Origin of the sequence: Nonomuraea sp. NPDC026600 (assembly GCF_040638335.1) — a bacterium.
Lineage (GTDB): Bacteria > Actinomycetota > Actinomycetes > Streptosporangiales > Streptosporangiaceae > Nonomuraea.
The window spans coordinates 40,510-66,352 of record NZ_JBEZYD010000043.1 but is presented as its reverse complement, the minus strand read 5'-3'; the positions used below and the strand labels follow the sequence as shown (position 1 = coordinate 66,352).

Genomic DNA, 25,843 nt, shown 5'->3' with positions numbered 1-25,843 from the left:
TCGCCGAACGGTCCAACGCGGGTCCCCCGGTCAGTAGCCGAACTCCTTGCGCATGCGGTTCAGCTCGCCCATCGTGTCGCTCATCATGCGGTCGAACGCCTTCTGCGCCTCCTCGACCTGCGCTCTGGCGGCTTCCGGATTCATGGTGTTCTCGTCGAACGAATCCGTCAGGATCTCCGACAGTTGACGCTTGAGGTCCGCGTCGGCATCGTGAATCGCTTTGAGGATCGCCGCGGACATCTCCTCGACGCTCATGCGCTTGGCCCGGGGGTCGATATCGAGTCTGCTCACCCCGGAGGTGGTGCACTCGACCGCGATATGGTCGTCGGCGGTCGTGGCCCGGCCGACCACGTCCGCTGCTCTTCTCTGTGCTTCTTCAAAACGGGCCACCCGCTCATGTGAATCCCGCAGCAACGCGTCGACGTTCATGTTCGCGAAATCACCGAAGCCGTGTGCCGCCACTTGTCCTACCTCAGTTCTCTACTTACCGCCATGGCGATGCCGGGCATCACAATATCGACATGCCGCAGGGTCTCAACAAGACGCCGCGTGTTAAATCTGTTCGGCCAGTTGCTTGGCGAGGGTCAGTCCCGTGAGGACCGGGTTGACGGACCCGACCGTCGGGAACAGCGACTGGTCGCAGGAGTAGGCGTTCCGTACGTGATGGAAGCGTCCCATCGGGTTGGTCACCGAGGTGGCCGGGTCGTCGCCCATCCACAGCGTGCCGGACTCGTGGTAGGTCGTACCGAGCCCGCGGTGCCATTCGGGGAACGGCCTGTCGAGGGGGAACGGCGCCGCGTGCCAGGCGTTGTCGTACAGGTACTGGATCTGGTCCGGTGAGCCGGAGACTGCCCGGGCGATGGCGAGCGCCGCGGTGTCCATGGCCTGCCAGACCTGCTCGTCCCGCGGATCGAGCGTGATGTGCAGGTAGGCGCGCGGGATGCCGTACTCGTCGACTTCGTGCGGACTGAGATTGATCCAGCTCTTGTCCGGATCCGGTATCGCGGTCGTCCGGTCCCCCCGCATCTCGCCGATGCCGCGCAGGGTGACGGTGATCCACTCGGGATCGGTGTTGGCCAGTTGCCGATCGAGCAGGTCGATGTCGGGGAGCATGCGGAACAGGAGTTCGTCGGATCCGCCCTGGCTCGTCGACGCGGTGACCTGGATGTGGAAGCGGCCGGCCGGCACCAGCCCGCGCAGGAGCAGCGCGCCCGTCTGCACGTGGTCCGGCACCGGCGGCAGTGCCGTCCGGCGGATCCTGACGGTGAAGTCGCTGCGTACATGCGCCATCAGATTGCGGCCCATGAGCGGGGTGGGGAACGAGCACAGGGCGAGCCGGGTGCTCTCCACCGCGCTCGCGGCCAGGATCACGGCACAGCCGGGGGAGACCTGAAGGGACTCCGACTGCCCGGCGGCGTCGACGTCGATCCTGGTCACCACACCGTCGGCCGTGTGCGCCCTGATGACGTGCGCCAGGGGCACCACGAAGAGCCGGCGATCCGCGTCGCGTCCGCCGGAGGCGGCCACGTCCTCCCGGACCGCGTCCATCAGCATCGGCAGGCTGCTGTACTTGTCGAAGCTGAAGAGCCCGGACACCGGCGAGTCTCCCTGCACGGCGAGCGGCGCGACCTCGGTGCCACGGTCGCCGAGGCCGGTCTCGAACCCCGGCGTCACCGAGGCGGCGCTCGCGAACGCCTCGAACAACGTCGTATAGAGCTCTCCCGCGATGAAATCGGTCGCGGGCACGACGCCGATCTCGCTCTCCACCTTCAGATAGTTGTCCTCCAGGTACGCGGCCGTCGACGCCGGCCAGCGCCGCAGATCACTCGCCGTGAGCCGCGGGCACCAGCCTCCCCAGTACAGGGACTTGCCGCCGGTGCAGTACGCCAGTCCGGGAAAGTCGACGTTGCCCCGCCACGGCAACCCCCACACCAGTTCCCGCGGCACGCGTGGATCGGCGCTGGGCGAGATGGGAGCGGGGACGTTGAGCCCGATACGGCCCAGGTTCTGCACGTGCTCGGACACCAGGAAGGGGCCGGCGTCCAGCAGCAGGACCCGCTTGCCCGGGTGCCGCCGGTAGATCTTGGTCGCGCAGTAGGCCCCGTACATGCCGCCGCCGATCACCACCGCCGAGAACGGTGGCCCGCCGCTGCCCGTCGCCTCCTGCCAGGTGCTGCAGATGAAGCGGCCGAGAACATCGAGCGAGAAGCTCGTCTTCTGGACGTCCGCCTGCTGACCGGAGGGAACCAGTTCGGGAAGGGTCATGGACAAGTAGACCCCGCGAAAGTCCTTCCGGCAATCCTCGGGGCGGATCCGGCGATCCGCCCCGGATCTGGACTATTCCGCGGCGGCCCGTTCGGCCACGCTGATCTCGACGCAGAACTCGTTGCCGGCCGGGTCCGCCATGACCACCCAGCCTCGGCCGTTCGGCTTGCGACGGTCGTCGACGACGGTCGCGCCGAGCGCGGACACCCGCTCGACCTCCTGGTCCCGCGTCTGATCCGGTTCGAGGTCGAAGTGCAGCCGGTTCTTGACCGACTTCTTCTCCGGTACGCGGACGAACAGCAGGGCCGGCTGCCCGGCGGGCATCGCCAGGACCACCTCGTCGTCGCCCGGCTCGTCTATCGGGTCGACCGGATGCCCGAGTACTTTGCTCCAGAACTCCGCGAGCTCGTACGGTTCGTGCGGCTCGGCGCAGTCGACAGTGATGTGTCGGATGATGGATGTCATCTGAATCCCATGCTTGGTATGGACACTGGTGGTCATGCGGAACGGCTCACGAATCTCAGCCCCCGCACCTCCAGAAATCGCCGACCGAACACGGTGTCCAACCGGACCCTAGCATCCCCGCAGGACGTCAGAGCTGCATCAATCCCGCCGCCGTTGTCCGGAAGCCGCACTGCGCGTAAAAGCCTTCGAGGTGGGGTTCGTAGTCCACGTGCAGCCAGCCGGCGCCGCGGGACTTCGCCTCGTCAGCGGCCGCGCGGACCAGGCGCACCCCGAGCCCTGTTCTGCGCTCGGCGGGATGCACGGTGGTGTCCAGGATGAAGGCGTGGATGCCGCCGTCCGTGGCGACGTTCACGAAGCCGACCAGGCGGTCTCCGCGATGGGCGGCGATCCAGCAGAGGCTGTGCTCGAGCGTGCGGGCGAACGAGGTGTCGTCGTGGCCGGGCCAGGAGGCGGCGAAGAGGTCGTTGAGATCGCGGTCGGTGAGGGGAGGGCACACGGTGAGCGTGATGGCAGGTGCCGGCGTCATGATCGAAAAGCTACCTGAGCGCGTCCACCGGCTCCATCCTGGCCGCGCGCAGTGCCGGGTACAGGCCGGCCAGCAGGCCGACCACGGCTCCGGCGATGGGAGCCCCGATCGCCAGCCGTACGTCGAGGAGGGGCGTCCACTGCTTGGCGGCCGAGACGGCGACGACGGCGACCACGCCGACGCTCGCGCCGATCACACCGCCGGCCAGCCCGATCAGCGTCGACTCCAGCAGGAACTGGGCGGCGATGTGCCGGCGAGCCGCGCCGAGCGAGCGGCGCAGGCCGATCTCGGCGACGCGTTCCATCACGGTGACGAGCGTGACGTTGGCGATGCCGACCGCGCCCACCACGAGCGAGACCAGGCCGAGGATCAGGAAGAGCGCGTTGACGTCGTCCTGCGCCTGGTCGCGGGCCCTGGTGGGGCTGGGCGGGGCGACCACCTGGAGCATGTCGCCGTTGCCGGGGGAGAGCGCGTCCGGCGCCTGCCGGGCGATCAGGTCGGCGGCGCCCAGGCTGGTGTTGACCAGCACCCTGGTCACGTCCCGTAGCCCGAACTGCTTGCCCACCGTGGGCGGCACCATGACGGCGGTGCTCAGGTTCCGTTCGCGGCGCAGGTCGCCGAGGATGCCGATGACCGTGTACGCGTGCCCGCCGATGAAGATCGCCGGAGCTCGGTCGAGGCGGGTGACGCCGAGCATCTTGGCCGCCTGGTCGCCGAGCACGGCCACCCGGTCCGCACGCCGGATGTGACCGGCGTCGTAGAACCTGCCCCGCACGATCCGGCCCCGGGCGGCCTCGGGCAGGCCGGTGGTGGCGGCCAGCACGGTCAGGGTCTGCGTGGTGACGCTGGTCGGGTCGACGAGGTCGTTGGAGCGTACGGACAGGTTGGAGCTGTCCTTGCTCTCGGCCACCGCCGCCGCGGAGACCACGCCGCGCAGCCTGGTCACCCGCTCGAGCGAGTCCCAGGCGACCAGCGGCACGTTCGTGGTCTCGGGCACCTCCACCGTGATGGCCGTGGCGACCAGCTCGTCGAAGCGCCCGACGATCTGGTTGCCCGCGGTGGCGGCCACGCCGAGCGTGATGACCAGCGTGGTGATGCCCAGCACGGTGCCGAGCGTGGTGAGCGCGGAGCGCACCGGCCTGGCCAGCATGCCCGCGACCGCCTCACCGGCCAGGTCTCGTACGTGCATCACGCCTCCTCCACCAGCACGCCGTCGGTGATCCTGACCCGGCGTCCGGCCCGGGTGCTGACCTCCCGCTCGTGCGTGATGACCACGATCGTCAGCCCCTGCTCGCGCAGCTCGTCGAACAGGTCGAGCACCGCCCCGGTGTTGCGGTTGTCGAGGTTGCCGGTGGGCTCGTCGCACAGCAGCAGGGACGGCCCGCCCATCAGGGCCCTGGCCATGGCCGCGCGCTGGCGTTCGCCGCCGGACAGGCGGTCGGGCGGGAAGTTCACGCGGTGGCCGAGCCCGACCCGGTCCAGCGCCGCCAGCGCCCGCTCTCGCCTGCCTTTGCGCGGGTGCCCGCCGTAGATCTCCGCGAGCATCACGTTCTCCACGACGCTGCGGTGGGCGAGCAGGTGGAAGGACTGGAAGACGAAGCCGATGCGGTCGCCGCGCAGCCTGGTCCTGACGCCGTCGCGCAGGGCGGTGGTCTCGATGCCGTCCAGGCGGTAGCTGCCCGAGCTGGGCCGATCCAGCAGGCCCAGAACGTTGAGCAGGGTGGACTTGCCGGAGCCCGACGGGCCGACGATCGCCAGATAGTCGCCACGGGCCACCCCGAACGAGACGTCGTCGAGCGCGCGGACCGGCGGCTCGGCGGGGTAGTCCCTGCGTACGGCGGTCAGCTCGATGACCTGCTCAGGCATCGCCGACCACCACCCGGTCGCCTTCGTTGAGCGTGCCGCTGACCTCGACGTTTCCGTCGGTGGTCAGGCCGGTGCGGACCTCGACCTCCTTGGTCTTGTCCGTGGCGTACTCCACCTGCACGCGCGCCTTGCCGTCGGCTCCCGTGACGACCGCGGCCACCGGGACCACCAGCACCGGCTCCTCGGTCGCCCCCACCGTCACCCTGGCTGTGACCGCGGCGCCCGACAGGCCCTTGAGCCCCTTCATCGAGCTCGGCGTGAGCAGGACCGGTTGCGTGTTCTCGGCGGCCTTCTCCTGGCCGGGCACCGTGGCCTTCTCGCCGACCGCGCTGAGCGTCGCCGGGTACGTCTTGCCCGAGTCGAGCTCGATGACCGCGCTCATGCCCGCGCGGAGCAGGTCGGATTCCGCGGTCTCGACCGTCCCCGTCACCATGAACGTCGAGCTGGTCACCGTCGCGGCCTCGTTCTCGACGGTCTGGCCCGCCTTCACCCCGGTCTTCTGCACCCGGGCGGGCAGCTTCGGCAGGAACACGACCTCGCCCGGGGGGATCGCCGTGCCGTAGGTCCGGCCGAACTCGGCCAGCAGCGACCTGGCCGCCGTCACGTCCTTGCCCGCGTTGGCCACCTTGAGCTTGGTGGGGGAGAGCTGCCGGGCCTGGCGCAGCGCCTGCTGGGCCGCGACCAGCCCGTCGTTCGCCGTGCGCACGGCCTTGCGGAGCTCCTCCAGCCGCTTGTCGCGGGCCTGCCGCGCCTCCTCCCTGATCCGGCCGTACGCCTCGCGCGCCTGCTCCAGCTCGGCCCTGGCGTTGTCCACCCGCAGCTCCAGCAGGCTCGTGTCCGCCGTCGCCTGAGGCGCGGGGGTGACCGTCGGAGTGGCGGTCGGCTGGGACCTGGCCGCGGTGAGCGCCTGCTCGGCTTCGAGCAGCTTCTCCTCGGCCGCGCGTACGGTCCCGTCGGCCGCGGCCAGCTTGGCGTCGTCCTCCGGGGTGAGCCGCTGCCCTTCGGCCTCCTTCAGCGCGGCCCGCGCCGACTTCTGGTCCGCCTTGGCGTTGGCCAGCTTGACCTTCAGCGGCAGCACGTCACGCCCCTGGTCGAGCGCCTGCCTCTCGGTCGCGAGGGTCTCCCGCGCGGTCTGTACGGCCTTGCGCAACTGGTCGTAGGCCTGCCGGTCGGCCAGCGTGGGCTGCTGGGCCTCGTACCCCTTCTTCTTGTACATCCGGGTGACGGCGGCGATCGTGGCCCGGTCGAACACCCCCGAGGCGGGGCCGCCGAACCCGAGCCGGCGCAGCGCCTTCTGGAGCTGCTTGACGTCCTCGCCCTCGGTGCCCGGCCCGATCGTGCGGTGCATCGGCACGGAGCCGCGCAGCGCGAACACCGGGCGCCCGTTCACCTCCATGAACACCGCTCCTTCCGTCAGCCTGCCCTGGCGCGGCGCCCGGGTGACCCGCTGCAGCTCAGAGGTGCCGCCGACCACCCCGGCGAGGGTGAGGGGCAGCGGCGAGCCGTACGCCAGCGTGCCGCTGACCACGATCGTGCTGACCAGCTTGCGGCGCTGGACGGCGGCGGTGACGAGCGACGCCTTCGGCGCGGTACGGCGGGCGGCCTCGTCGGCGGGAGAGCGCAGGCGGGTGCTCACGACCCAGCCGGCGGCGGCGATGACCACGACACCCGCGATGACGAAGGCGAGCAGCCTCCGGGGCGACTTCACCGCGCCTCACATACCGAATTCTTCGTGTCCTTGGCCGCCGTGGTCTGGGACGGCTGCGACGCGTTCTCGGCGGTGCCCCCGCACCCGCCGAGTACGACCAGCGCGGCGACAGGAGCAAGAGGGGATCTCTTGAGCATGGCAGGTGACAATACTCCGTTTAACAGAGCATGGTCAATCCAGGCAGTGCCGGCGCTGCCGATAGGGCGCGAACGCGGTCGCCAGGGTCAGCACGACCAGGACGCCCCAATAGGCGAGGTGCTGCCTGGTCAGTTCGTCCGCGTGCAGGCCCAGGTCGCCCGACGTGACCAGCAGGTAGAGGCCCGCGGCCAGCGCCCAGCGCGGGTCGCGCGCCAGGTACGCGCCCGCCACGGCCAGCCCCAGCGCCACCACCTCGACGGCCATCTTGCTCAGGCTGATCGGGAACCACGTCTCGTCCGGCAGCCACGAAGGGCCCGCCCACGAGGCCGCCACCGCCGCCGCGAACCACCACCATGACCGGACCCGCGGCCGATGCCGCCGCCAGATCAGCACCGCCAGACCGGACAGCGCGACCCCGTAGCCCGCGGCCACCACGACCGGGCTGCTGGTCTCGAACAGGGGGCGGTCGGTGAGCGCCGACGGGTACACAGGCAGAAGGGTGAGGTCCAGCAGCGGCCAGCCGCCGGCGATCGCGAACGCCTTGACCCCGGTGGCGAAGGTGAGCGCCAACGTCGGCCACACCCATCCGCGCATGACCGCCAGCAGCGCGAGCGCCGACAGCAGCGTCCACAGCGGTAACGAACCCGTGTACGGCAGCAACGCGGCCAGGTTCGCCGCCGACACCGCCGTGATCCCGAGATGCAGGCCGTCCGCCCACGCGCTGCCCTTGGCCTGATGGGTGATGCGGGTGCGCACACCGCCCAGGAGCAGCCCCCACGCCTCCCTGGGCACCGGGGAAGACTGTCCAGGAGCGGCGGAGTCGAGCAGGACGTCGAGCAGCTCGTCGCCGTGCGCCACGCGGTACTGCCTCGGGTAGGCCAGCAGCAGCCTGCGGTAGCGCCGTTCGAGCGCCGTCATGCGGTCGGGCGCGAGCCGAGCGGCGCGAACGTGGTCGGCCGCAGGACGAGGGACGCGGCCTCCTGCATGCGCCGGGCCTCGGACTCCACCAGCGCCTGGCCCTCATCGGTGATCCTGAAGTAGCGCCGGTTGCGACCGTTGACCGTCTCCTCGCGGTCCACGGCGATCACGCCCCGCTCGTTGAGCCGCTCCAGGATGCCGTAGAGCGTGCCGACCGAGGGCTGGACCCGGCCACCGGACAGCTCCTTGATCGACTTACTGATCGCGTGCCCGTGCAACGGGCCGCCGCGCAGCGCGGTGAGCACGAAGTACATCGGCTCGCTGACTTCTGAGGTTCCCCTGGGCATGGGATGAGATTATTCCGTTCAACGAAGCGTCCGCAACGCCTAGAGCGTCCGGTACGCGATCAGCCAGCTCTGCCCGGCGCAGAGCCGTTCCACCTCCTCGGCCGGCAGCCAGGCGGCGCTCGTGCTCTCCGACCCTGGAGCAGGCCGCACGGCGGGCCCCGGCGAGTCGAGCCGCGCCTGGAACATCACCAGATTCGTCAGCGCCCCGTAGCGGTACCCCTCGGGCACCGACCCTGTCAGCTCGATCCGCAGCCACGCGAAAACGGACAGCTCCTCCGCAGTCAGCACCAGCCCGGTCTCCTCGGCCAGCTCGCGGACCGCGGCGTCCACGGGAGATTCGCCGGGTTCGAGGTGCCCGCCGGGCATGTCCCAGCCGCGCCCCTCCCGATCGACGCAGGTCAGCAGCATCCTGCCGACGTCGTCCCGTACGACGGCGAAGGCCGTGGTGATCTCTCCGGTGGGTGGCAGCCGGGAGGACAGGACGACCTCCAGCCGGTGCGGCGTGGGGATCCACGATGCGGTCTGCGTCGCGATCACTTGATCCATGGTCTATTTCCCCCAAAAGGGATGGCAGGGCATGATCGGTGGTAACTCCGGAAGATTGGGCAACACCCTGTATATGCTCCGTTACATCTCGCGATGGTGGATGGTCGCTGTTCCCCTGCTGGCGCTCCTCGCTCTGGCGCTGTCATGGGGGCGTGAACTCCCGTTCGTCCTGGTGGTCATCGTGGCCGTGCTGCTCGCCGGCGCCGTGCTGGCCGCCGTGCACCACGCCGAGGTCATCGCGCACCGGGTGGGCGAGCCGTTCGGATCGCTGGTGCTGGCCGTGGCCGTGACGGTGATCGAGGTGGCGCTGATCGTCAGCCTGATGATCTCAGGTGGCGAGCATTCGGCGTCGCTGGCCCGCGACACGGTGTTCGCCGCGGTCATGATCACCTGTAACGGCATCGTCGGGCTGTCGCTGCTCAGCGGCGCGCTCCGGCGCAGGGTGGTGGTCTTCAACGCCGAGGGCACGGGAGGCGCGCTGGCGACGGTCGCCACGCTGAGCACGCTCAGCCTCGCGCTGCCGACGTTCACGACGAGCGCGCAAGGGCCCGCCTTCTCTCCCGCGCAACTCGGGTTCGCGGCGGTGGTGTCGCTCCTGCTGTACGGGCTGTTCGTGCTGACCCAGACCGTACGGCACCGCGACTACTTCCTGCCGGTCGCCACCGAGGGCACGGCCGCCACCACCGAGGAGCACGCGCCACGGCCGTCGGCGCGGGCCACCATGATCAGCCTCGGGCTGCTGCTGGTCGCGCTGGTGGCGGTCGTCGGTCTGGCCAAGGTCGAGTCGCCGGTGATCGAGCAGGCGGTCTCGTCGGCCGGGCTGCCCCAGGCGGTCGTCGGCGTGGTGATCGCACTGCTGGTGCTGCTGCCGGAGACCATCGCCGCGGTCCGCGCGGCCAAGCGCGACCAGATCCAGATCAGCCTCAACCTGGCCCTGGGCTCGGCGATGGCCAGCATCGGGCTGACGATTCCGGCCATCGCCGTGGCCTCCATCTGGTTGAAGGGGCCGCTGGTGCTCGGCCTCGGGGCCACGCACCTGGTGCTGCTGGGCCTGACCTTCATCGTCACGACGCTCACCGTGGTGCCGGGGCGGGCGACGCTCCTGCAGAGCGGCGTACATCTGGTGCTGTTCGCCGCGTTCCTGTTCCTGGCGATCAGTCCCTAGATGCCGCGTCTCATCGCCCGGTTGCCCAGCCAGAGGCCCAACGCGGCGATGAGGCAGGTGGCCGCCGTGCCGTACAGGATGGACGGGTCGGTGAGGTCGCCCGAGAAGAGGGCGCGCTGGGCGTCGACGATGTACGAGATCGGGTTGATCTGTCCGACCACCCGCAGCCACGCGGGCCCCGACTCCACGGGCAGCAGCACCCCGGACAGCAGCAGAACCGGGAACATCACCATCTGGGTGACCACGTAGAACAGGGTGCCGCTGGGCACCGACTTGATCGCGAGGACGAACGAGAGCGCACCGAGCCCGACGCCCAGCACGATGAGCATCGCGAGCCCGGCCAGCACCCCGGCCGGATACAGCCGGAAGCCCAGCGGGATCGCCAGCAGGATGATCAGTACGGCCTGGCAGAGCAGGACCGCCATCTCCTTCAGCGTCCGGCCGACCAGCATGGCCGTACGGTTCAGCGGGGTCACCGTGAGGCGCTCCAGCGAACCGCCGAGCAGCTCGACCAGCATCAGATAGCCCGCGGCCATGGGCCCCGACAGGCACATCATGACCAGGATGCCGGGCACGAACCACTGCCACGACGAGCCGACCGCCCCGTCGAGCAGCGAGCCGAACAGGAACAGGAACAGTAGCGGCTGACCCATCGCGAACAGCAGCCCCAGGGGCTCGCGCAGGGCGGGGGTGGCTTCGCGGGTGAAGACGGTCGCGGTGTCACGCAGGAAGGTCGTCATCGGTCAGGCTTCTCCCGGTAAGGGTGAGGAACACGTCGTCGAGGGTCGGGCGGATGGTCTCGGCGGTCGCGACCTTGACGCCGGCCGCCTCCAGCGTGCGCAGGTATTCGGGCAGGGCCGCGGCCGCGTTCGCGACGCGCAGCCGCACGGTCGTGCCCTGGACCTCGACCGCCGCCTCGACCGCCGCCTCGACCGCCGCTTCGACCGCCGCTTCGACCGCCGCTTCGACCGCCGCTTCGACCGCCGCCTCGCCGTCGGCGATCCGGGCGGCCATGGCCGCTTCCTGCTCGGTCGCCGTGGTGATCGTGATGCGGTCGCCGGCCAGGTCGTTCTTGAGCCGCTCGGCGGTGCCGTCCGCGATGATCTCGCCGTTGTCGATGATCACCACGCGTTCGGCCATGCTGTCGGCCTCTTCGAGGTAGTGGGTGGTCAGGAAGAGCGTCGTGCCGTACGCCTCGCGCAGCCGCAGGATGTGCGACCAGACGTCGGCGCGGCTCTTGGGGTCGAGACCGGTGGACGGCTCGTCGAGGAAGAGCAGCGCCGGGCGGTGGACGAGGCCGAGCGCGATGTCGAGGCGGCGGCGCTGGCCGCCCGACAGTGTGCCGGGCTTGCGCTGGGCCAGTGGCCGCAGGTCGAGCAGGTCGAGCAGCTCGTCGGCGCGCCTGCGGGCCTCCACCGGGGTCAGGCCGTAGCAGCGGCCCTGGGTGACGAGCTCGTCGCGGGCGCGGAAGTTCTCGCCGGCGCTGTTCTTCTGCCCGACGTACCCGATGCGGGCGCGCACGCCGGCGGGGTCGCGGGCGATGTCCCGGCCCGCCACGGTGGCGGTGCCGGAGGTGGGTGGTAGCAGGGTGGTCAGCATGCGGAGGGTGGTCGACTTGCCGGCGCCGTTCGGGCCGAGGAAGGCGACCAGCTGGCCGGCCTCCACGTCGAGATCGATCCCGCGTACGGCTTCGACGGACTCTTTCTTCAGCTTGAACACTCGGGTCAGTCCCCGGGCGTGGATCATGGTCGTGCTCCTCCGGGCATGGCGAAGAAACCCCAGGTCGGGGGCTCGATTGAGGATCGATATCAGCTTGAGCCAGATAAAGCCGGTTTGGCAAACGCGAATGTCACGTTCATATACGGCTGTGACCTGCGGAGACGCCCTTTCGCGCACAGGCTGTGGATAACGATTTTCTGGCCGCTGAAATGCGGTTTTATATCGATATATGAGATTTCTTGCGAGCCAGTCTGGGGCTCCGGGATGATCTTCCTCGTGAAACGTCTGTTGTTATTGGCGGCGGTCGCCACGGCCGGCATGACCGGCACCGCGTGGGCCGCCGACGGAATCGCCGGGGTGGACGTCAGTAACTGGACCGGCGAGATCGACTGGCCGAATGTCGCGTCCGGTGGCGGGAAGTTCGCGTTCGTGCACGCCACCGAGGGGACCGACTACCGCAACCCCTCCTTCGACGCGCAGTACGGCGGCGCGGCGGAGGCCGGGCTGTTCCGTGGGGCCTACCATTTCGCGCAGCCGCACGAGTCCGACGGCGCCGCCCAGGCCGAGTTCTTCGTGCAGAACGGCGGCGACTGGAAGATCGACGGCCGGACCCTGCCCGGGGTGCTCGACCTGGAGGAGAACCCGTACAAGGACAAGAACGGCAAGGACGGCTGCTACGGCCTGTCGCAGAAGGACATGGTCGCCTGGGTCAAGTCGTTCACCGCGAAGTACCGGGAGCAGACCGGCCGCCGGGCGATCATCTACACGACCCGGGCCTGGTGGCAGACGTGCACCGGTGACTCAGGCAAGTTCGGCGCCAACCCGCTGTGGCTGGCCCGCTGGGGCGGCGACCCCGGTGAGCTGCCCAAGGGCTGGGAGCGGCACACGTTCTGGCAGTCGGCCGAGAAGGGCACACTGGCCGGTGGCCAGAACTCCTTCAACGGCTCCGAGGCCGAGCTGGAGGAGCTGGCCAACCCGGCCGCCGAGGTGACGGTCTCCGGCATGGCCAGGAACAGGAAGTCCTACACGGTCACCGTGGCCAACACCGGACCGGTCACCGTCACGCACGTCAAGCTGACCGGGCGCGCGTACGGCGGCCAGCGGGTGGTCGCGGCATCGGGCTGCGACTTCAGCGGTACGGCGGTCCGCTGCGACGTCGCCGAGCTCCGGCGGGGCCAGAAGGTCACGCTGACCTTCACCACGAACCCCAAGGCCAAGGGGAAGGTGGGCATGCGCTTCACGGTCGGCTCGGTGCAGCTCGTCCTCGCGGCCCGATAAACCGGGCCGCCTACGTGGCCTCCCGATAAAGCAGAATAAATCCCGATGCCTACTTTTCGGGAGTCAGCGGGGTCGCGATGGCGCTGGGTGGCGCTCGCGCTCGTCCTGGTCACCGCCACCGCGTCGGTGCCGCTCCTGCGGTACCCCGTCCCTTCGGTGATCGTCAGGATCGCGTACGAGATCGAGCAGCGGGGCGTCGTCTACTCCTGGGGAGGCGGCCACGGCTCGGACCCCGGGCCGTCGAAGGGCACGTGCCAGGGCTACGCGGGTAAGACCCGGCCCTGCCCGGCGGCCACGACGCGGGGGCTCGACTGCTCGGGTTTCACCAGGTGGGTGTATGCCCGGGCGTTCGGCGTCGACGTGCTCGGACCCGGCACCACCGACGCCCACGTGCGCCGGATGCGCCGGGTCGGCTCCGCCGTACCGGGCGACCTCGTTTTCTTCGGAAAAGTCACGAAAAACACCGTTAAGACGCACCACGTCGGCATCTATCTGGGCAACGGAAAGATGATGAACGCACCCGAGACCGGAGCCTCGGTACGCGTCGACGACATCGGGCGGATCAAGGACTTCGCGGGCTTCTACCGCTATTGAGCGAAGAGCCGTCCCCAAGGGCTCCCGAGGCACCTCACCAAAGGCCCTCCACCAAAGGCCCTCCGCTACGCTCCGGACGCTCTCCCAGGCGGGCTGAAGCCCGCCCCTGAAGGGCCTCGCTGCGCTCGGACCGCCTTCCAAGAACGCTTCGCCGGATTGGGCGGTCGGAGCGGGACAAGATGGACTCGAAACCGGCACCAAGTCCTATCCCTCGCACCCGCTGGCGGCCCGATCGCCAGGGCCGGGCCGCTCGCCGAGCACGGCTGGCGGTCCGCAGGACACGGCTGGCCGAGGGCCTGACCTAGACGGGGGCGATCGCCAGGGCGGGCGAACCCCTGCGGGGGCCGCTGCGGGCCCCGGCGGGATGACTGGGCATGCTCGGCCCGCTCGGCATGCTCGGCCCGCTCAGCACGCCGATTCTCGGCCTGTTCTCGGCCTGCCGGGCGGCTGATTCGGTTCGCTACCGACTCGGTATGGCGTGTAACGCCTGTCGCGTACCGGAAATTGAGAGACCCAGGAGCTACTGTGTGCCGCTATGGACAGGCGATGGGTCGGGATAGACGGCTACGAGGTCGTTCTCGCCGAGCGTGAGGGCCGGCAGGTGCTCCGGGTGCGCCGGGACGGGGTTCCCGTCGCCGACTGCGTGTCGGTCGCGGAAGTGGCCCGCCACGTCGATCTGGCCGATCTCTGCGAGGTCGTCGATCTGCCGTTCCAGCGGGGCTACGAGGCCGTCGGTTGATGGCGCTGACGAGTTCGCATCATCGCTGAGTGCCGTGTATGGTTACACCTGTCCGCAGCGCCGGACAGGCCCCTATAGCTCAGTCGGCAGAGCGTCTCCATGGTAAGGAGAAGGTCAACGGTTCGATTCCGTTTGGGGGCTCGCACTCTGACAAGGCAAAACGCCCGGACCAAGATTACTTGGGGCCGGGCGTTTCTGATTGTCCAGGGATTTCCGCGATGGATTCGCGATGAGGGCCTCTTGGCCCACCTGTCGGATAGGGAATTCGATGACCTCTCCGCGGCCTTCATACGGTGCGATCGCCCGTCACGGGACGGAGCCAGCATCTCGTCCAACGCGGCAAGCGGAGAGTGAAGGCCGAGCCACGCCCGGGACCGGCCCCCGCTCGAAGAGCTCGCCGGCAGTTCTCGCCAGAGAAGTGTGACCAGTAACCCCAACCAACTCCATTACGTAATCGTGATTCCTTAGATACTGTCTGTGACGGTCTTAGGCGTCGACAGCTGGAGAGCTGCGTGAGAATCCAGTCGGCCGCGCGTCTGATCGCCGCACTGTTAGCCGTCGCGAGCGGATGTGCCGACCAAGACGACCGTGGCGAGAAAGGCCGCGTAGCGGGCCTGGAGTCCGGAGAAGCTGGTGAGCGCCGATGATTGCGAACTCCGCTGAGCAGCGGTCCGCCCGAGCGGCTGCGCTGCGGCATGTGGCCGACGTTCTGCGCATGTGCATCCTCGGCCGTCCTCGCAAGGGGATTCTCGGTTACGCCTCCTCCGGAATCCGGCACAGACCGCTGACCATGTACGCATCTCGGTGGAGAGCGCTCCCGCAGGCCGTTGCCCGAGCCCTCCGCCCAACGCCTGAACCAGCGCTCCGCACTGCTGCCGAGTGGGTGCTGGCCAGGGAATCAGGCGGCTGGGCGGTCCGGCCCAGTGGCGCTCTCGACGGCGCACCGGCGCACTTCACCGCGGACATCCCCGCGGATGATCAGAACGCGGCATTCGACTGGGCGCGCGAGATCACGCCCACCGCCGACCAGAAGGCGATCCACTACGTGGGGCCGCCGCCGCGCTGACCATCGCGTGCTGAACCATCCGTCATCCCGGTACGTTCCCGCCCAGTGCCCCGACCATCCTGACGGTCTTCGAGTACCAGTTCCTCGAGTTGGCCTTCAGTTACTCGCTCTCGACGGACGATGTCACGCCGAAGGCCGCGATCACGTACGAGCTCTATCTCGACGGCGTATTCGAGAGCGACATCGTCCCGTTCATCCGCCCCCAGTTCCCGAACAGCTCCAACGCCTTCGCCTACGCCCACGCTCCCGGACGGGTCACCCTCACGATGCGGGCGGTGGACGCCGCTGGCAACAAGTCGGCGTTGAGCAACGGCATCACGGTGACCGCGATCGAGTAGAGTCGAAGATTGGCTGGACCTCGTTTGCGCTGATTTTGCCTGCCGTGCACTGGCTGCTAGGCTTACTGGCTGGCCAGCCCAGCAGAGCTGGCCGAGTACGTATGCGCTCCTCCGGTCAGGTATTCTCTACGGGCCGGGGTCGTTCGTCCGGCTCAAAGGCGGAGTAGCTCAGTCAGGCAGAGCAAACGGCTCATAATCGTTGTGTCGCCGGTTCAAGTCCGGCCTCCGCTACTGCCCCTCCCCAGGTCGCCGACCTGGGCTTGGGCATGTCCCAGTCCCAAACGTAGAAAGGCACTCCCACGTGGCTGCCACCGACGTTAGGCCGAAGATCACGCTGGCCTGCCAGGAGTGCAAGCACCGCAACTACATCACGCGGAAGAACCGGCGCAATGACCCGGATCGGCTTGAGCTGAAGAAATACTGCCCCAACTGCCGCTGCCACCGCGCGCACCGCGAGACCCGCTAGCTCTTTTCCGAGCGCGGTCTCGCCGGGGGCACTCTCCTGGCCACATAACGCACAACCGGCGTCCTGCCTCAGGGCGCCGGTTTGTCGCGTCTACCTGCTGCCTGCTGTTGCAAAATCGCGGTCATCACGGCGACAGCCGAACCTTGTTCTGTTAGCGTCTGCCTAACGGACATGCGAGGGAGCACAGATGGCCTTGAACCGCGACTTCGTGGGCCGGACGTACGCGTCCAAGGCCTCGTACGAGGTCAGCCGGGTGAAGATCAGGGAGTTCGCCGCCGCGATCGGCGACGGCAATCCGATCTACCGCGACCGGGACGCCGCCCAGGCCGCCGGGCATCCCGATGTGGTCGCACCGCCGACCTTCCCCATCGTGTTCAGCATTCAGAGCGGCGGTGAGGCGCTGGCCGACCCCGACCTCGGCCTCAACCTCGCCATGGTCGTCCACGGCGAGCAGCGTTTCGAGTACGTCCGCCCCATCTACGCCGGCGACGAGCTGGTCACCAGCTCCACGATCACCGACATCCGCAGCGCCGGGCGCAACGAGCTGCTGACCGTGCGAAGCGACATCACCACGGTCGACGGCGAGCCGGTCTGCACCACGTACAACACGATCGTCGAGCGCGGAGGGGCGGCCTGAGATGACTGCCACGGTGAAGTACGACGAGATCGAGGTCGGGTACGAGATCCCGGCCACCGACTACGGAGTCCGCAGGCTCAACCTGGTGATGTACGCGGGGGCGTCGGGCGACTTCAACCAGATCCACTGGAACGAGCGGTTCGCCAAGGCGGTCGGGCTGCCCGACGTCATCGCGCACGGCATGTACACGATGGCGCAGGGCGGGCGGTTCGTCACCGACTGGGTCGGCGATCCCGGCGCGGTGGTCGACTTCGGGGTGCGGTTCTCCTCGATGGTGGTCGTCCCCGACGACGACGAAGGCGCGACGATCACGATCAGCGGTGTCGTGGAGGAGAAGCTGGCGGACAGGCGGGTGGTCGTCGCGCTGACGGCCAAGGCGGGCGACGCCCGGGTGCTGTCCAAGGCGCGCGCGGTGGTCCAACTCGCCTGACGCGGGGAGCCAAGCGCGAATCCCGGCGAAACCACGACAAGGTGCTGGGCATGCCGAGGGCCTCATAAGCTTGTGACCCATGGAGAACCTCGCGCCGTACACCACCCTGGGGCTGGGCGGCCCCGCCCGCGAATTCGTCGAGGCCGGCACGGCGGAGCATCTCGTCTCGCTGATCGCCGAGGCTGACCGGCTGGCCCAGCCCACGCTGGTGCTCGGCGGCGGGAGCAATCTCGTGGTGGCCGACGAGGGGTTCGACGGGCTGGTCATCCGGGTCGTCACCCAGGGCGTGGCCGTCTCCCGTGACGGCGACGAGGTGCTGGTCACGGTCGAGGCAGGCGAGGACTGGGACGCGCTGGTCACCCGCGCGGTCGCCGAGGGCTGGTCCGGCGTCGAGTGCATGTCCGGCATCCCGGGGCTCGTCGGCTCGACCCCGATCCAGAACGTCGGCGCCTACGGCCAGGAGGTGGCCCAGACCATCAGGTGCGTGCGGGCCTACGACCGCAAGACGCGGCAGGTGGTCGACGTGGAGGCGCGGCAGTGCGGCTTCTCCTATCGCGACAGCGCGTTCAAGCGGGATCTGGCGCGGCACGTGGTGCTCGGCGTGACGTACGCGCTCGATGTCTCCGAGCTGTCGGGCCCTGTGGCCTACCAGGAGCTGGCCGGGCGGCTCGGCGTCGAGCCGGGCGACCGTGTGCCGCTCGGCCAGGCCCGGCGGGCGGTGCTGGAGCTGCGGCGCGGCAAGGGCATGGTGCTCGATCCGGCCGATCCCGACACTCGCAGCGCCGGGTCGTTCTTCACCAACCCGATCCTGTCGCCCGCCGAGGCCGAGGAGCTGGCGAAGCGGGCGCCCGGCCACCCGCGCTGGGACATGCCGGACGGCTCGGTCAAGGTGCCCGCCGCCTGGCTGATCGAGCAGGCGGGCTACCCCAAGGGCTACGAACGCGGCCCGGTGCGCATCTCCACCAAGCACACGCTGGCCCTGACCAACCCCACCGGCGCGGGCACCACGGCCGACCTGCTGCTGCTGGCCAGGGAGGTGCGTGACGGGGTGCTGGAGAAGTACGGCGTCACGCTCGTCAACGAGCCGGTGCTGGTCGGCTGCTCCCTGGCGGAATAGGTCTCTGACTGCCGCTGTTAGGGTTGTGCGGAATTACCGAAGGGGAGTAGTCCCAATCGCGTGATCGACATACTGGCGCGCTTGCGCGCCCGGTCACGCGGGCCTGAACGGGCGGACGAGACCTTCGGCCTGGTAGCTATGGATCAAGAAGCTACCGGGCCGAAGTCGTGCCCGAAATCCCCTGGGGTGCCTGCTTCCGGCTCGGTGGCGCGGAAGAGGACTGTTGGAAGCGTTCTGGATCAGCCTTGTGGTCATTTTCGTGGCCGAACTGGGTGACAAGAGCCAGCTCATGGCGATGACGTTCGCCACCCGTTTCAGAACCTGGCCGGTGCTGGCCGGCATCACGATCGCCACGACCGCCGTGCACCTCGTCAGCGTCGCGGTGGGCGGGCTGATCGGTGACTCGTTGCCCACCACCGCCATCTCCATCGTGGCCGGCATCGCCTTCCTCGGCTTCGCCCTGTGGACGCTGCGCGGTGACGAGCTGACGGAGGAGGAGTCGGGCAAGGCCCGGCGCACCACCAGGAACGCCGTGGTCGCGGTGACGGTGGCGTTCTTCCTGAGCGAGCTCGGCGACAAGACCATGCTGGCCACGATCACGCTGGCGACGCAGCACGGCTGGCTGGGCACCTGGATCGGGTCCACGGTGGGCATGGTCGCCGCCGACGCCCTCGCGATCGTGGTGGGCCGCCTGCTGGGCAAGCACCTGCCGGAGAAGGCGATCAGGTATGGTGCCGCCGCCGCGTTCGCGATCTTCGGCGTCGTCCTGCTGGTGAACGCGATCCTCTGACCGCTTCGTAGAGGGGTGCGCAACGGCTTCGCAGGGGCGTCCTAGCGGGACAGCAGCGAGAGCCGGTGCGCGGCCGCGGCGGCCTCACCGCGGGTGGTCACGCCCAGCTTGGCCAGGATGTTGGAGACGTGCACGCTGACGGTCTTGGCCGAGATGAACAGCTCGGCGGCGATGTCCCGGTTGGTACGGCCGAGCGCCACCAGCCGGAGCACCTCCGTCTCGCGTGGCGTGAGCAGCTCTGGGGTGGCCGCCTGCTGCTGGACGACGCCGACGCGGCGGGAGAGCGCCTCGATCTCGTCCATCAGCGGCCTTGCCCCCAGCGCGGCGGCCAGGGGGGCGGCCACGGTGAGCCGGGTCGCCGCGCCCTCCCGGTCGCCGGAGCGCGCCGCGGCCGTGGCCGCGCGTACGAGGGCCTTGGCCTGGTTGTGCGGGCGTCTGAGCCGCTCCCAGGCGGTCGCCGCCGCGTCGAAGTCGCGCGAGTAGGACAGCCGGTACGCCTCCGCCACCGGCCCGCTGACCTTGAGGCTCCCCGCCACCTCGGCGGCCGTCTCGCGCACCGCGCGGACCCGGGCCGGTTCGGCGGCCTCCATGGCATCGCAGACCCTGCTGAGCTGGGCCAGCAGCCGCCAGCCCAGCATGGCCTTGGGAGACTGGGACGGCCGGGACAGGAACTGCTCCGTCACGGCCAGCGCGGCCTGCGGCTCGCCTCTGAACAGGTGCCAGCCGATGCGCAGCCGGGTGTTGTTGGTGAGGTCCTGGAGGAAGACCTCGGGCCGCTCCTTGAGCACGCCGAGCTCCGACAGGATGCCTTCGACGACCGCGAGCTCACCTCGGGCCAGCGCGATGTCGGCACGTACGCGGAGCAGATGCTGATGGGTGCGCAGCACCGGACCGAAGCTGAGCGCCTGTCCGACGGTCTCGATGGCCTCGTCCCAGCGGCCGATCGCCTCCAGCGCCTCGGCCCGGTTGAGCAGGATGAACAGGCCGTTGAGCCGCATCCGGCCGTACTGCTTGGCCAGTTGCCAGCCTTCCTCGCTCAGCGCGAGTGCCTCGTCCGAGCGGCCGAGATCGCTCAGCGCGTCGATGTTGTTGCCGATCGCCCGCGTGATCAGCCGCCCCGAGCCCTCCGCGCGGCCCAGCTCCAGAGCGCGCAGGTTGGTGGCCAGCGTCGACTCCGTGTCGCCGGCGATCGAGTGGCCGAGCGCCAGGTTCAGCAGCAGGTCGCCTTCGAGGCACTTGTCGCCGAGCTCCCTGACCAGGTGCAGGCCCTCCTCGATGAGCAGGGTGCCCTCCTCGACGTCGCCGCGGAGCATCAGGTGCTGGCCCAGCGGCATGACGACCTCGGCTCGGGCCAGGTTCGGCTCGGGCACCAGGCGCAGGGCGTGGCGGAAGTCCTCGAGCACGCCCAGCTTGCCCTTGTAGATCTTGAGGTTCGCCCAGCGCACGATCAACGCGGCGACCCGCGCGGGTTCCTGGGTCTCGTCGAGCTCCGACAGGGCCGCCCTGACGAACTTGATGCCCCGGTCGAGCTCGCCGCCCGCGTGAGCGGCCTCACTGGCCCGTTCGAGCACCGCCGTGTGGTCGGCGCCGATGCGCTCGGCCGCGTCCGGGACCCGGTCCCAGAGCATGAGCACGCGTTCGAGCAGCGGGATCGCCTCGGTGTATGCGAAGGCGAAGAATGACTTCTGCGCGGCCTCCCACGCGGAGATGAGCGCCCACAGGTCGTTCCGGGCGCCGTACCAGTGGTGGGCCAGCTCCACCGCGGCCCGGCCCGGCGGGACGAGCTTGCGGTCGCGGGAGATCTCCTCGGCGTAGCGCGCGTGCAGCCGCTGGTGCTCGCCGGGCAGCAGCTCCTCGTGCACGGCCTCGCGGATCAGGGCGTGCCGGAAGACGTAGGCGCGGTTGTCGGCGATCTGCAGCACGTTCCCGGCGATGGCCGGGCGCAGCGCGGCCTCCAGCTCCAGGTCGGACAGGCCGCTGGCCGCGGCGAGCAGGGCGTGGCCGACCCTGATGCCGCCCGCGGCGGCGATGCGCAGCACGCGCTGGGTCTCCTCGGGCAGCCGCTCGACCGAGCCGAGGATCAGGTCCTGCATCGACTCGGGGAACGCGCAGTCCACGCCGCAGTCCAGCAGGGCCTCGACGAACAGCGGGATGCCCTCGCTGCGCTCGTAGATCTTCTGCACATTGGGGTATTCGGGGGCGCTGCCGAGGATCCCGGCCATCTGCAGGGCGACCTCGTCCCTCGACAGGCGGGGCAGGTCGAGCCTGAGCACGCCGCTGACCCTGCCCAGCTCGGCGAGGACCGGCCGGAGCGGATGCTGCCGGTGCAGGTCGTCGGAGCGGTAGGTCATGACGATCAGTATCTGCGCCGCGCTGAGGTTGCGGCTGAGGAAGGCGATCAGGTCGCGGCTGGACCTGTCGGCCCAGTGGATGTCCTCGATGAACAGGATCGTCGGCCGGTTGCTCGCCAGCCGTTCGAGGAGCGTCAGGAACTGCTCGAACAGGCGGGCCCGGCCGGTGTCGGTCTCGCCGTCGCCGCTGGGCTCGCCGAACTCGGGGAGCAGCCGCGCCAGGTCGCGCTCGGCGCCGCCCGGCAGCAGCGCGGCGATCTGGGAGGTGCCCTGCTCTCTGACGAGCTGCCTGAGGGCAGCGGTGAACGGCGCGTAGGCCAAGCCCTCCGTGGAGAGCTCGACGCACCCGCCGTACAGCACATGGGCGCCGTTGCGCGCCGCCTGATCGGCGAAGCGCTGCACCAGCCGGGTCTTGCCGACTCCCGCCTCGCCACCGACCAGCACGGCCGTCGCGGCACCCTTCCGGGCCTCGTCGAAGGCTTGAGAGAGGGCTGTGAGCTCCTCTTTCCGCCCCACGAAGACGGGACTTACTGAACGTCCCAGCATGTCATCCAGCATGTCATGCCCCATCAGCCGCTTTCGACGCATTTATGGAGGAATAGTGGCCCGGCCGCGAGGGAGGTTGCGGCCGGGCGCTTGTGGGGTGGTCATGAGGAGCGGCGCTTGCCGAAGAACGAGCGGCGCTCGGACTTGTTACCCTCCTGAGCCTCGCGTACCTGACGGTGCCGGGCGGCCGCCTGACGCAGCTCGTTCACGTGGCTCTTCATGAGCTGGTATTCGATCTCGGGACTCACGGTGACTCCTTCTTGTTCCTTGCTGACACTCTTAAGGTTCGGGCTAAGGCACCTACCGGCACATCGGGCGGATGCCCTATCTCCGGGAAACTCCAGGCCGCGGGGTACCTAGGAGATGTGCGGGAACCGCCTTATAGATCCGGTTTGGAGGTAGCCCACCTGGTCGGCGATCCTGTGGGGGTGTCAACTGTGACTACCTCGCTCGCCGACGTCGGCTCGTCCGGCGCGACGCTGCGAGCATTCCTGCACGGCCTGCCCGGTGTCGACCGGGTCGGCGCGGACCAGCGAGCGGCGATGCTCGGCACCCGCTCCATCAAGACCAGCGCCAAGGCCATGGCGATCGATCTGGCCATCTCGATGGTCGACCTCACCACGCTGGAGGGCGCGGACACGCACGGCAAGGTCCGTGCGATGTGCGCCAAGGCGATGCATCCCGGCGAGGGAGCGCCCCGGGTGGCGGCCGTCTGCGTCTACCCCGACCTGGTGGCCGTGGCCGCCGGGGCCCTGCGCGGCTCGGGGGTGAAGGTCGCCTCGGTGGCGACCGCGTTCCCGTCGGGGCGGTCGTCGCTGGAGGTGAAGGTGTCCGACACCGCGCTGGCGGTCGCGGCGGGCGCCGACGAGATCGACATGGTGATCGACCGGGGCGCGTTCCTGTCCGGCGACTATCTCAAGGTGTTCGAGGAGATCATCGCGGTGAAGGCGGCGTGTGGCGCCGCGCATCTGAAGGTGATCCTGGAGACGGGTGAGCTGTCGACCTACGACAACGTGCGGCGGGCCTCCTGGCTGGCGATGCTGGCCGGGGCCGACTTCATCAAGACCTCCACGGGAAAGGTGGCTCCGGCGGCGACGCTTCCGGTGACGCTGATCATGCTGGAGGCGGTGCGTGACTTCCGTGAGGAGACGGGCCGGCAGGTGGGCGTGAAGCCGGCCGGCGGGATCCGCACCACGAAGGACGCCATCAAGAACCTCGTGCTGGTCAACGAGACGGCGGGCGAGGACTGGCTGTCGCCCGACTGGTTCCGGCTGGGCGCGTCGTCGCTGTTGAACGACCTGCTGATGCAGCGTCAGAAGCTGGCCACCGGCCGTTACGCGGGCCCCGACTACTTCACCCTGGACTGATGATGGCGATGTTCGAGTACGCACCGGCGCCCGAGTCGCGCGACGTCGTCGAGGTGAAGCCGTCGTACGGGCTGTTCATCAACGGCGAGTTCGTCGACGGTTCGGGCTCGGCCTTCAAGACGGTCAACCCGGCGACGGAGGAGAAGCTGGCGGAGGTCGCCACGGCCTCCGCCGACGACGTCGATCGGGCGGTGCAGGCCGCGCGGAAGGCGTTCGGGGTCTGGAGTGCGTTGCCGGGTTCGGAGCGGGCCAAGTACCTGTTCCGGATCGCCCGGATCATCCAGGAACGGGCCCGCGAGCTGGCGGTGCTGGAGTCGCTGGACAACGGCAAGCCGATCCGCGAGTCCCGGGATGTGGATCTGCCGCTGGTCGCGGCGCACTTCTTCTACTACGCGGGCTGGGCCGACAAGCTGGAGTACGCCGGGTTCGGCGCCGATCCCCGGCCGCTCGGCGTGGCCGGGCAGGTCATCCCGTGGAACTTCCCGCTGCTGATGCTGGCCTGGAAGATCGCGCCGGCGCTGGCGTGCGGCAACACGGTGGTGCTGAAGCCGGCCGAGACGACGCCGCTGACCGCGCTGCTGTTCGCGGAGATCTGCCAGCAGGCCGACCTGCCGCCGGGTGTGGTCAACATCGTCACCGGTGCGGGCGAGACCGGCGCCGCCGTGGTCGCCCACCCCGACGTGAACAAGGTGGCCTTCACCGGCTCCACCGAGGTCGGCCGCCTGATCGCCAGGACGGTGGCGGGCACCGGCAAGAAGCTCACCCTGGAGCTGGGCGGTAAGGCGGCGAACATCGTGTTCGACGACGCCGCGCTGGACCAGGCGGTGGAGGGGATCGTCAACGGCATCTTCTTCAACCAGGGGCACGTGTGCTGCGCCGGGTCCCGGCTGCTGGTGCAGGAGTCGATCCAGGAGGAGCTGCTGGCGGCGCTCAAGCGGCGGCTGGGCACGCTGCGGCTGGGTGATCCGCTGGACAAGAACACCGACATCGGCGCGATCAACTCGGCCGACCAACTGGCGAAGATCCGCTCGCTGAGCGAGGCCGGTGAGCAGGAGGGCGCCGAACGCTGGTCGCCCGCCTGCGAGCTGCCGGAGCGGGGTTACTGGTTCCCGCCGACGCTGTTCACCGGGGTGGCGCAGTCGCATCGGATCGCCCGGGAGGAGATCTTCGGGCCGGTGCTGTCGGTGCTGACGTTCCGTACTCCGGCCGAGGCGGTGGAGAAGGCGAACAACACGCCGTACGGGCTGTCGGCGGGGGTGTGGACGGAGAAGGGGTCGCGCATCCTGTGGATGGCCGACAAGCTCAGGGCCGGCGTGGTCTGGGCCAACACGTTCAACCGGTTCGACCCGACCGCCCCGTTCGGCGGGTACAAGGAGTCCGGGTACGGTCGCGAAGGCGGCCTCCTCGGGTTGGAGGCCTACCTTGATGTGTGAGCACCGCCGTTCGCGCCGGGGTAAACGCCGGAAGCAGGCCACCCGGGGCCACGCCTTCGCCCGCGCGGGCCGGCCCGTACGCACCGGCTGGTACGCCCACCGCTGCGGCGTGAGCCGGTGCGGCCAGGTCTTCGCGCCGGTCCAACTGTCGGAGGAGACCATGTGGAGGGGGCGCGGCGATGAGTAGGTTGGCCGTTCGCAAGACCTACAAGCTGTACATCGGCGGGGCGTTCCCGCGCTCCGAGAGCGGGAGGTCCTACGCCGTGACCTCGCCCAAGGGCGACTTCCTCGCCAACGCGTCGCGGGCCTCGCGCAAGGACGTCCGTGACGCCGTGGTGGCGGCACGCAAGGCGTTCCCCGGCTGGTCGGGCGCCACGGCCTACAACCGGGGCCAGATCCTCTACCGGATCGCCGAGATGCTGGAGGGCCGCCGCGCGCAGTTCGCCGAGGAACTGGGCGGCGGCAGGAAGGCGGCGCTGGAGGCCGTGGACGCCACGGTCGACCGGCTGGTCTGGTACGCGGGCTGGTCCGACAAGATCGCCTCCGTGCACGGCACGGCCAACCCGGTCGCCGGCCCGTACTTCAACTTGTCCTCGCCGGAGCCCACGGGGGTCGTCGGGGTCGTAGCGCCCGAGGACCCGCTGGTGGGGCTGATCTCAGTCGTCGCGCCGGTGATCGTCACGGGCAACACCTGCGTGGTGATCGCCTCCGAGAAGACGCCGCTGCCGTCGATCACGCTGGCGGAGGTGCTGGCCACCTCCGACCTGCCGGGCGGGGTCGTCAACGTCCTCACGGGTCACCAGCGGGAGCTCGCGCCCTGGCTGGCGGCCCACATGGACGTCAACGGCCTGGACCTGACCGGTGTGGCCGACGCCGACCTGGCGTTGAGCTGCGAGCAGGCGGCGGCGGAGAACCTCAAGCGGGTCCTGCGCCCGTCGGACGAGGACTGGCGGGCGGCGCCGGCCCCCACCCGCATGACGCGTTTCCTGGAGACCAAGACGGTCTGGCACCCGATGGGAGCCTGACAG

Annotated in this window: 30 protein-coding genes and 2 tRNA genes; 17 read left to right on the top strand and 15 right to left on the bottom strand. The window is 69.5% G+C overall.

The features are described from left to right. Positions 1-30: 30 nt before the first annotated feature. The 11 genes from AB0F17_RS55275 to AB0F17_RS55225 form a co-directional block, all read right to left on the bottom strand. A complete protein-coding gene (locus AB0F17_RS55275) occupies positions 31-462 on the bottom strand; it encodes a hypothetical protein (RefSeq protein ID WP_358041806.1) in 432 nt (143 codons plus the stop codon). Between the two features lie 90 nt (positions 463-552). Continuing rightward, positions 553-2,265, bottom strand: coding sequence for a GMC oxidoreductase (locus AB0F17_RS55270; protein WP_358041803.1), 1,713 nt, complete (start codon positions 2,263-2,265; stop codon positions 553-555). Between the two features lie 72 nt (positions 2,266-2,337). Continuing rightward, entirely contained in the window at positions 2,338-2,730 is a 393-nt protein-coding gene (locus AB0F17_RS55265) for a VOC family protein (RefSeq protein ID WP_358041800.1), read from the bottom strand. 127 nt (positions 2,731-2,857) lie between these two features. Continuing rightward, complete coding sequence (locus AB0F17_RS55260; protein ID WP_358041797.1) at positions 2,858-3,256, bottom strand: GNAT family N-acetyltransferase; 399 nt, start codon at positions 3,254-3,256, stop codon at positions 2,858-2,860. A 10-nt stretch (positions 3,257-3,266) separates the two neighbouring features. Next, on the bottom strand, positions 3,267-4,445 hold the full coding sequence (locus tag AB0F17_RS55255; RefSeq protein ID WP_358041794.1) for an ABC transporter permease: 1,179 nt from the start codon (positions 4,443-4,445) through the stop codon (positions 3,267-3,269). After that, on the bottom strand, positions 4,445-5,122 hold the full coding sequence (locus AB0F17_RS55250) for an ABC transporter ATP-binding protein (RefSeq protein WP_358041791.1): 678 nt from the start codon (positions 5,120-5,122) through the stop codon (positions 4,445-4,447). Before AB0F17_RS55250 ends, AB0F17_RS55255 begins: the two co-directional genes overlap by 1 nt. Continuing rightward, positions 5,115-6,830, bottom strand: a complete 1,716-nt coding sequence (locus tag AB0F17_RS55245; RefSeq protein WP_358041788.1) for a peptidoglycan-binding protein — start codon at positions 6,828-6,830, stop codon at positions 5,115-5,117. The genes AB0F17_RS55250 and AB0F17_RS55245 overlap by 8 nt, the downstream gene beginning before the upstream one ends. Further along, positions 6,827-6,967, bottom strand: a complete 141-nt coding sequence (locus AB0F17_RS55240) for a hypothetical protein (protein WP_358041785.1) — start codon at positions 6,965-6,967, stop codon at positions 6,827-6,829. Before AB0F17_RS55240 ends, AB0F17_RS55245 begins: the two co-directional genes overlap by 4 nt. A 34-nt stretch (positions 6,968-7,001) precedes the next feature. Continuing rightward, on the bottom strand, positions 7,002-7,886 hold the full coding sequence (locus AB0F17_RS55235) for a hypothetical protein (RefSeq protein WP_358041782.1): 885 nt from the start codon (positions 7,884-7,886) through the stop codon (positions 7,002-7,004). Next, the gene (locus AB0F17_RS55230; protein WP_358041779.1) at positions 7,883-8,233 is read right to left on the bottom strand and encodes a PadR family transcriptional regulator; all 351 of its coding nucleotides are present in this window, start codon (positions 8,231-8,233) and stop codon (positions 7,883-7,885) included. The genes AB0F17_RS55235 and AB0F17_RS55230 overlap by 4 nt, the downstream gene beginning before the upstream one ends. Before the next feature lie 39 nt (positions 8,234-8,272). Further along, positions 8,273-8,779, bottom strand: coding sequence for an NUDIX hydrolase (locus AB0F17_RS55225; RefSeq protein WP_358041776.1), 507 nt, complete (start codon positions 8,777-8,779; stop codon positions 8,273-8,275). Between the two features lie 100 nt (positions 8,780-8,879). Between AB0F17_RS55225 and AB0F17_RS55220 the strand changes: the two genes are divergently transcribed. After that, on the top strand, positions 8,880-9,944 hold the full coding sequence (locus tag AB0F17_RS55220; protein WP_358041773.1) for a hypothetical protein: 1,065 nt from the start codon (positions 8,880-8,882) through the stop codon (positions 9,942-9,944). Here AB0F17_RS55220 and AB0F17_RS55215 read toward each other — a convergent pair. Beyond that, positions 9,941-10,684 carry an ABC transporter permease gene (locus tag AB0F17_RS55215; protein WP_358041770.1) on the bottom strand — a complete coding sequence of 248 codons (744 nt, stop codon included), beginning with the start codon at positions 10,682-10,684 and terminating at the stop codon, positions 9,941-9,943. The two genes, AB0F17_RS55220 and AB0F17_RS55215, sit on opposite strands and share 4 nt — an antisense overlap. After that, the gene (locus AB0F17_RS55210; protein WP_358041767.1) at positions 10,665-11,690 is read right to left on the bottom strand and encodes an ATP-binding cassette domain-containing protein; all 1,026 of its coding nucleotides are present in this window, start codon (positions 11,688-11,690) and stop codon (positions 10,665-10,667) included. The genes AB0F17_RS55215 and AB0F17_RS55210 overlap by 20 nt, the downstream gene beginning before the upstream one ends. A gap of 249 nt (positions 11,691-11,939) precedes the next feature. On the opposite strand from AB0F17_RS55210, the gene AB0F17_RS55205 reads away from it, so the two are divergent. The 12 genes from AB0F17_RS55205 to AB0F17_RS55150 all read left to right on the top strand — a co-directional run bounded on the left by AB0F17_RS55205 (position 11,940) and on the right by AB0F17_RS55150 (position 19,118). Further along, complete coding sequence (locus AB0F17_RS55205; RefSeq protein WP_358041764.1) at positions 11,940-12,941, top strand: lysozyme; 1,002 nt, start codon at positions 11,940-11,942, stop codon at positions 12,939-12,941. 45 nt (positions 12,942-12,986) lie between these two features. Further along, the gene (locus tag AB0F17_RS55200) at positions 12,987-13,535 is read left to right on the top strand and encodes a C40 family peptidase (RefSeq protein ID WP_358041761.1); all 549 of its coding nucleotides are present in this window, start codon (positions 12,987-12,989) and stop codon (positions 13,533-13,535) included. Between the two features lie 535 nt (positions 13,536-14,070). Next, a complete protein-coding gene (locus tag AB0F17_RS55195) occupies positions 14,071-14,274 on the top strand; it encodes a transposase (RefSeq protein WP_358041758.1) in 204 nt (67 codons plus the stop codon). Between the two features lie 68 nt (positions 14,275-14,342). Beyond that, positions 14,343-14,415, top strand: a tRNA-Thr gene (locus AB0F17_RS55190). 502 nt (positions 14,416-14,917) lie between these two features. Next, entirely contained in the window at positions 14,918-15,340 is a 423-nt protein-coding gene (locus tag AB0F17_RS55185) for a hypothetical protein (protein WP_358041755.1), read from the top strand. A gap of 89 nt (positions 15,341-15,429) precedes the next feature. Next, positions 15,430-15,678 carry a hypothetical protein gene (locus AB0F17_RS55180; RefSeq protein ID WP_358041752.1) on the top strand — a complete coding sequence of 83 codons (249 nt, stop codon included), beginning with the start codon at positions 15,430-15,432 and terminating at the stop codon, positions 15,676-15,678. Between the two features lie 157 nt (positions 15,679-15,835). Continuing rightward, positions 15,836-15,909, top strand: a tRNA-Met gene (locus tag AB0F17_RS55175). 70 nt (positions 15,910-15,979) lie between these two features. Then, positions 15,980-16,144, top strand: coding sequence for a 50S ribosomal protein L33 (rpmG, locus tag AB0F17_RS55170; RefSeq protein WP_019632658.1), 165 nt, complete (start codon positions 15,980-15,982; stop codon positions 16,142-16,144). A 187-nt stretch (positions 16,145-16,331) separates the two neighbouring features. Continuing rightward, the gene (locus AB0F17_RS55165; RefSeq protein WP_358041749.1) at positions 16,332-16,781 is read left to right on the top strand and encodes a MaoC family dehydratase N-terminal domain-containing protein; all 450 of its coding nucleotides are present in this window, start codon (positions 16,332-16,334) and stop codon (positions 16,779-16,781) included. 1 nt (position 16,782) lies between these two features. Continuing rightward, positions 16,783-17,211 (top strand): MaoC family dehydratase, encoded by a 429-nt coding sequence (locus AB0F17_RS55160; protein WP_358041745.1) that lies wholly within the window; start codon positions 16,783-16,785, stop codon positions 17,209-17,211. A 79-nt stretch (positions 17,212-17,290) separates the two neighbouring features. Continuing rightward, positions 17,291-18,328 (top strand): UDP-N-acetylmuramate dehydrogenase, encoded by a 1,038-nt coding sequence (locus AB0F17_RS55155; protein WP_358041742.1) that lies wholly within the window; start codon positions 17,291-17,293, stop codon positions 18,326-18,328. A 223-nt stretch (positions 18,329-18,551) separates the two neighbouring features. Then, complete coding sequence (locus tag AB0F17_RS55150) at positions 18,552-19,118, top strand: TMEM165/GDT1 family protein (protein ID WP_358041739.1); 567 nt, start codon at positions 18,552-18,554, stop codon at positions 19,116-19,118. 41 nt (positions 19,119-19,159) lie between these two features. On the opposite strand, the gene AB0F17_RS55145 is transcribed toward AB0F17_RS55150, so the two are convergent. Both AB0F17_RS55145 and AB0F17_RS55140 read right to left on the bottom strand, forming a co-directional pair. Continuing rightward, the gene (locus AB0F17_RS55145; protein WP_358041736.1) at positions 19,160-22,027 is read right to left on the bottom strand and encodes an AAA family ATPase; all 2,868 of its coding nucleotides are present in this window, start codon (positions 22,025-22,027) and stop codon (positions 19,160-19,162) included. Between the two features lie 89 nt (positions 22,028-22,116). Then, a complete protein-coding gene (locus AB0F17_RS55140) occupies positions 22,117-22,263 on the bottom strand; it encodes a hypothetical protein (RefSeq protein WP_358041733.1) in 147 nt (48 codons plus the stop codon). Between the two features lie 189 nt (positions 22,264-22,452). Here AB0F17_RS55140 and deoC point away from each other — a divergent pair, with 189 nt between their 5' ends. Genes deoC through AB0F17_RS55120 form a run of 4 tightly spaced genes read left to right on the top strand, consistent with a single transcriptional unit; the run spans position 22,453 to position 25,840 of the window. Continuing rightward, on the top strand, positions 22,453-23,382 hold the full coding sequence (deoC, locus tag AB0F17_RS55135) for a deoxyribose-phosphate aldolase (protein ID WP_358041963.1): 930 nt from the start codon (positions 22,453-22,455) through the stop codon (positions 23,380-23,382). 8 nt (positions 23,383-23,390) lie between these two features. Beyond that, positions 23,391-24,815, top strand: a complete 1,425-nt coding sequence (locus tag AB0F17_RS55130) for an aldehyde dehydrogenase family protein (RefSeq protein WP_358041960.1) — start codon at positions 23,391-23,393, stop codon at positions 24,813-24,815. Next, positions 24,808-25,002, top strand: a complete 195-nt coding sequence (locus tag AB0F17_RS55125; RefSeq protein WP_219529375.1) for a hypothetical protein — start codon at positions 24,808-24,810, stop codon at positions 25,000-25,002. The genes AB0F17_RS55130 and AB0F17_RS55125 overlap by 8 nt, the downstream gene beginning before the upstream one ends. Further along, on the top strand, positions 24,995-25,840 hold the full coding sequence (locus AB0F17_RS55120) for an aldehyde dehydrogenase family protein (RefSeq protein ID WP_358041729.1): 846 nt from the start codon (positions 24,995-24,997) through the stop codon (positions 25,838-25,840). Before AB0F17_RS55125 ends, AB0F17_RS55120 begins: the two co-directional genes overlap by 8 nt. Positions 25,841-25,843: the final 3 nt, after the last annotated feature.

What these genes read in the sequence shown, in the direction of transcription:
- AB0F17_RS55270 (WP_358041803.1), bottom strand. Translation starts at nt 2,265, where the DNA reads ATGACCCTTCCCGAACTGGTTCCCTCCGGTCAGCAGGCGGACGTCCAG.
- AB0F17_RS55265 (WP_358041800.1), bottom strand. Translation starts at nt 2,730, where the DNA reads ATGACATCCATCATCCGACACATCACTGTCGACTGCGCCGAGCCGCAC.
- AB0F17_RS55260 (WP_358041797.1), bottom strand. Translation starts at nt 3,256, where the DNA reads ATGACGCCGGCACCTGCCATCACGCTCACCGTGTGCCCTCCCCTCACC.
- AB0F17_RS55255 (WP_358041794.1), bottom strand. Translation starts at nt 4,445, where the DNA reads ATGCACGTACGAGACCTGGCCGGTGAGGCGGTCGCGGGCATGCTGGCC.
- AB0F17_RS55250 (WP_358041791.1), bottom strand. Translation starts at nt 5,122, where the DNA reads ATGCCTGAGCAGGTCATCGAGCTGACCGCCGTACGCAGGGACTACCCC.
- AB0F17_RS55240 (WP_358041785.1), bottom strand. Translation starts at nt 6,967, where the DNA reads ATGCTCAAGAGATCCCCTCTTGCTCCTGTCGCCGCGCTGGTCGTACTC.
- AB0F17_RS55235 (WP_358041782.1), bottom strand. Translation starts at nt 7,886, where the DNA reads ATGACGGCGCTCGAACGGCGCTACCGCAGGCTGCTGCTGGCCTACCCG.
- AB0F17_RS55230 (WP_358041779.1), bottom strand. Translation starts at nt 8,233, where the DNA reads ATGCCCAGGGGAACCTCAGAAGTCAGCGAGCCGATGTACTTCGTGCTC.
- AB0F17_RS55225 (WP_358041776.1), bottom strand. Translation starts at nt 8,779, where the DNA reads ATGGATCAAGTGATCGCGACGCAGACCGCATCGTGGATCCCCACGCCG.
- AB0F17_RS55220 (WP_358041773.1), top strand. Translation starts at nt 8,880, where the DNA reads ATGGTCGCTGTTCCCCTGCTGGCGCTCCTCGCTCTGGCGCTGTCATGG.
- AB0F17_RS55215 (WP_358041770.1), bottom strand. Translation starts at nt 10,684, where the DNA reads ATGACGACCTTCCTGCGTGACACCGCGACCGTCTTCACCCGCGAAGCC.
- AB0F17_RS55210 (WP_358041767.1), bottom strand. Translation starts at nt 11,690, where the DNA reads ATGATCCACGCCCGGGGACTGACCCGAGTGTTCAAGCTGAAGAAAGAG.
- AB0F17_RS55200 (WP_358041761.1), top strand. Translation starts at nt 12,987, where the DNA reads ATGCCTACTTTTCGGGAGTCAGCGGGGTCGCGATGGCGCTGGGTGGCG.
- AB0F17_RS55195 (WP_358041758.1), top strand. Translation starts at nt 14,071, where the DNA reads ATGGACAGGCGATGGGTCGGGATAGACGGCTACGAGGTCGTTCTCGCC.
- AB0F17_RS55185 (WP_358041755.1), top strand. Translation starts at nt 14,918, where the DNA reads ATGATTGCGAACTCCGCTGAGCAGCGGTCCGCCCGAGCGGCTGCGCTG.
- AB0F17_RS55165 (WP_358041749.1), top strand. Translation starts at nt 16,332, where the DNA reads ATGGCCTTGAACCGCGACTTCGTGGGCCGGACGTACGCGTCCAAGGCC.
- AB0F17_RS55160 (WP_358041745.1), top strand. Translation starts at nt 16,783, where the DNA reads ATGACTGCCACGGTGAAGTACGACGAGATCGAGGTCGGGTACGAGATC.
- AB0F17_RS55155 (WP_358041742.1), top strand. Translation starts at nt 17,291, where the DNA reads ATGGAGAACCTCGCGCCGTACACCACCCTGGGGCTGGGCGGCCCCGCC.
- AB0F17_RS55145 (WP_358041736.1), bottom strand. Translation starts at nt 22,027, where the DNA reads ATGCTGGATGACATGCTGGGACGTTCAGTAAGTCCCGTCTTCGTGGGG.
- AB0F17_RS55130 (WP_358041960.1), top strand. Translation starts at nt 23,391, where the DNA reads ATGTTCGAGTACGCACCGGCGCCCGAGTCGCGCGACGTCGTCGAGGTG.
- AB0F17_RS55125 (WP_219529375.1), top strand. Translation starts at nt 24,808, where the DNA reads ATGTGTGAGCACCGCCGTTCGCGCCGGGGTAAACGCCGGAAGCAGGCC.
- AB0F17_RS55120 (WP_358041729.1), top strand. Translation starts at nt 24,995, where the DNA reads ATGAGTAGGTTGGCCGTTCGCAAGACCTACAAGCTGTACATCGGCGGG.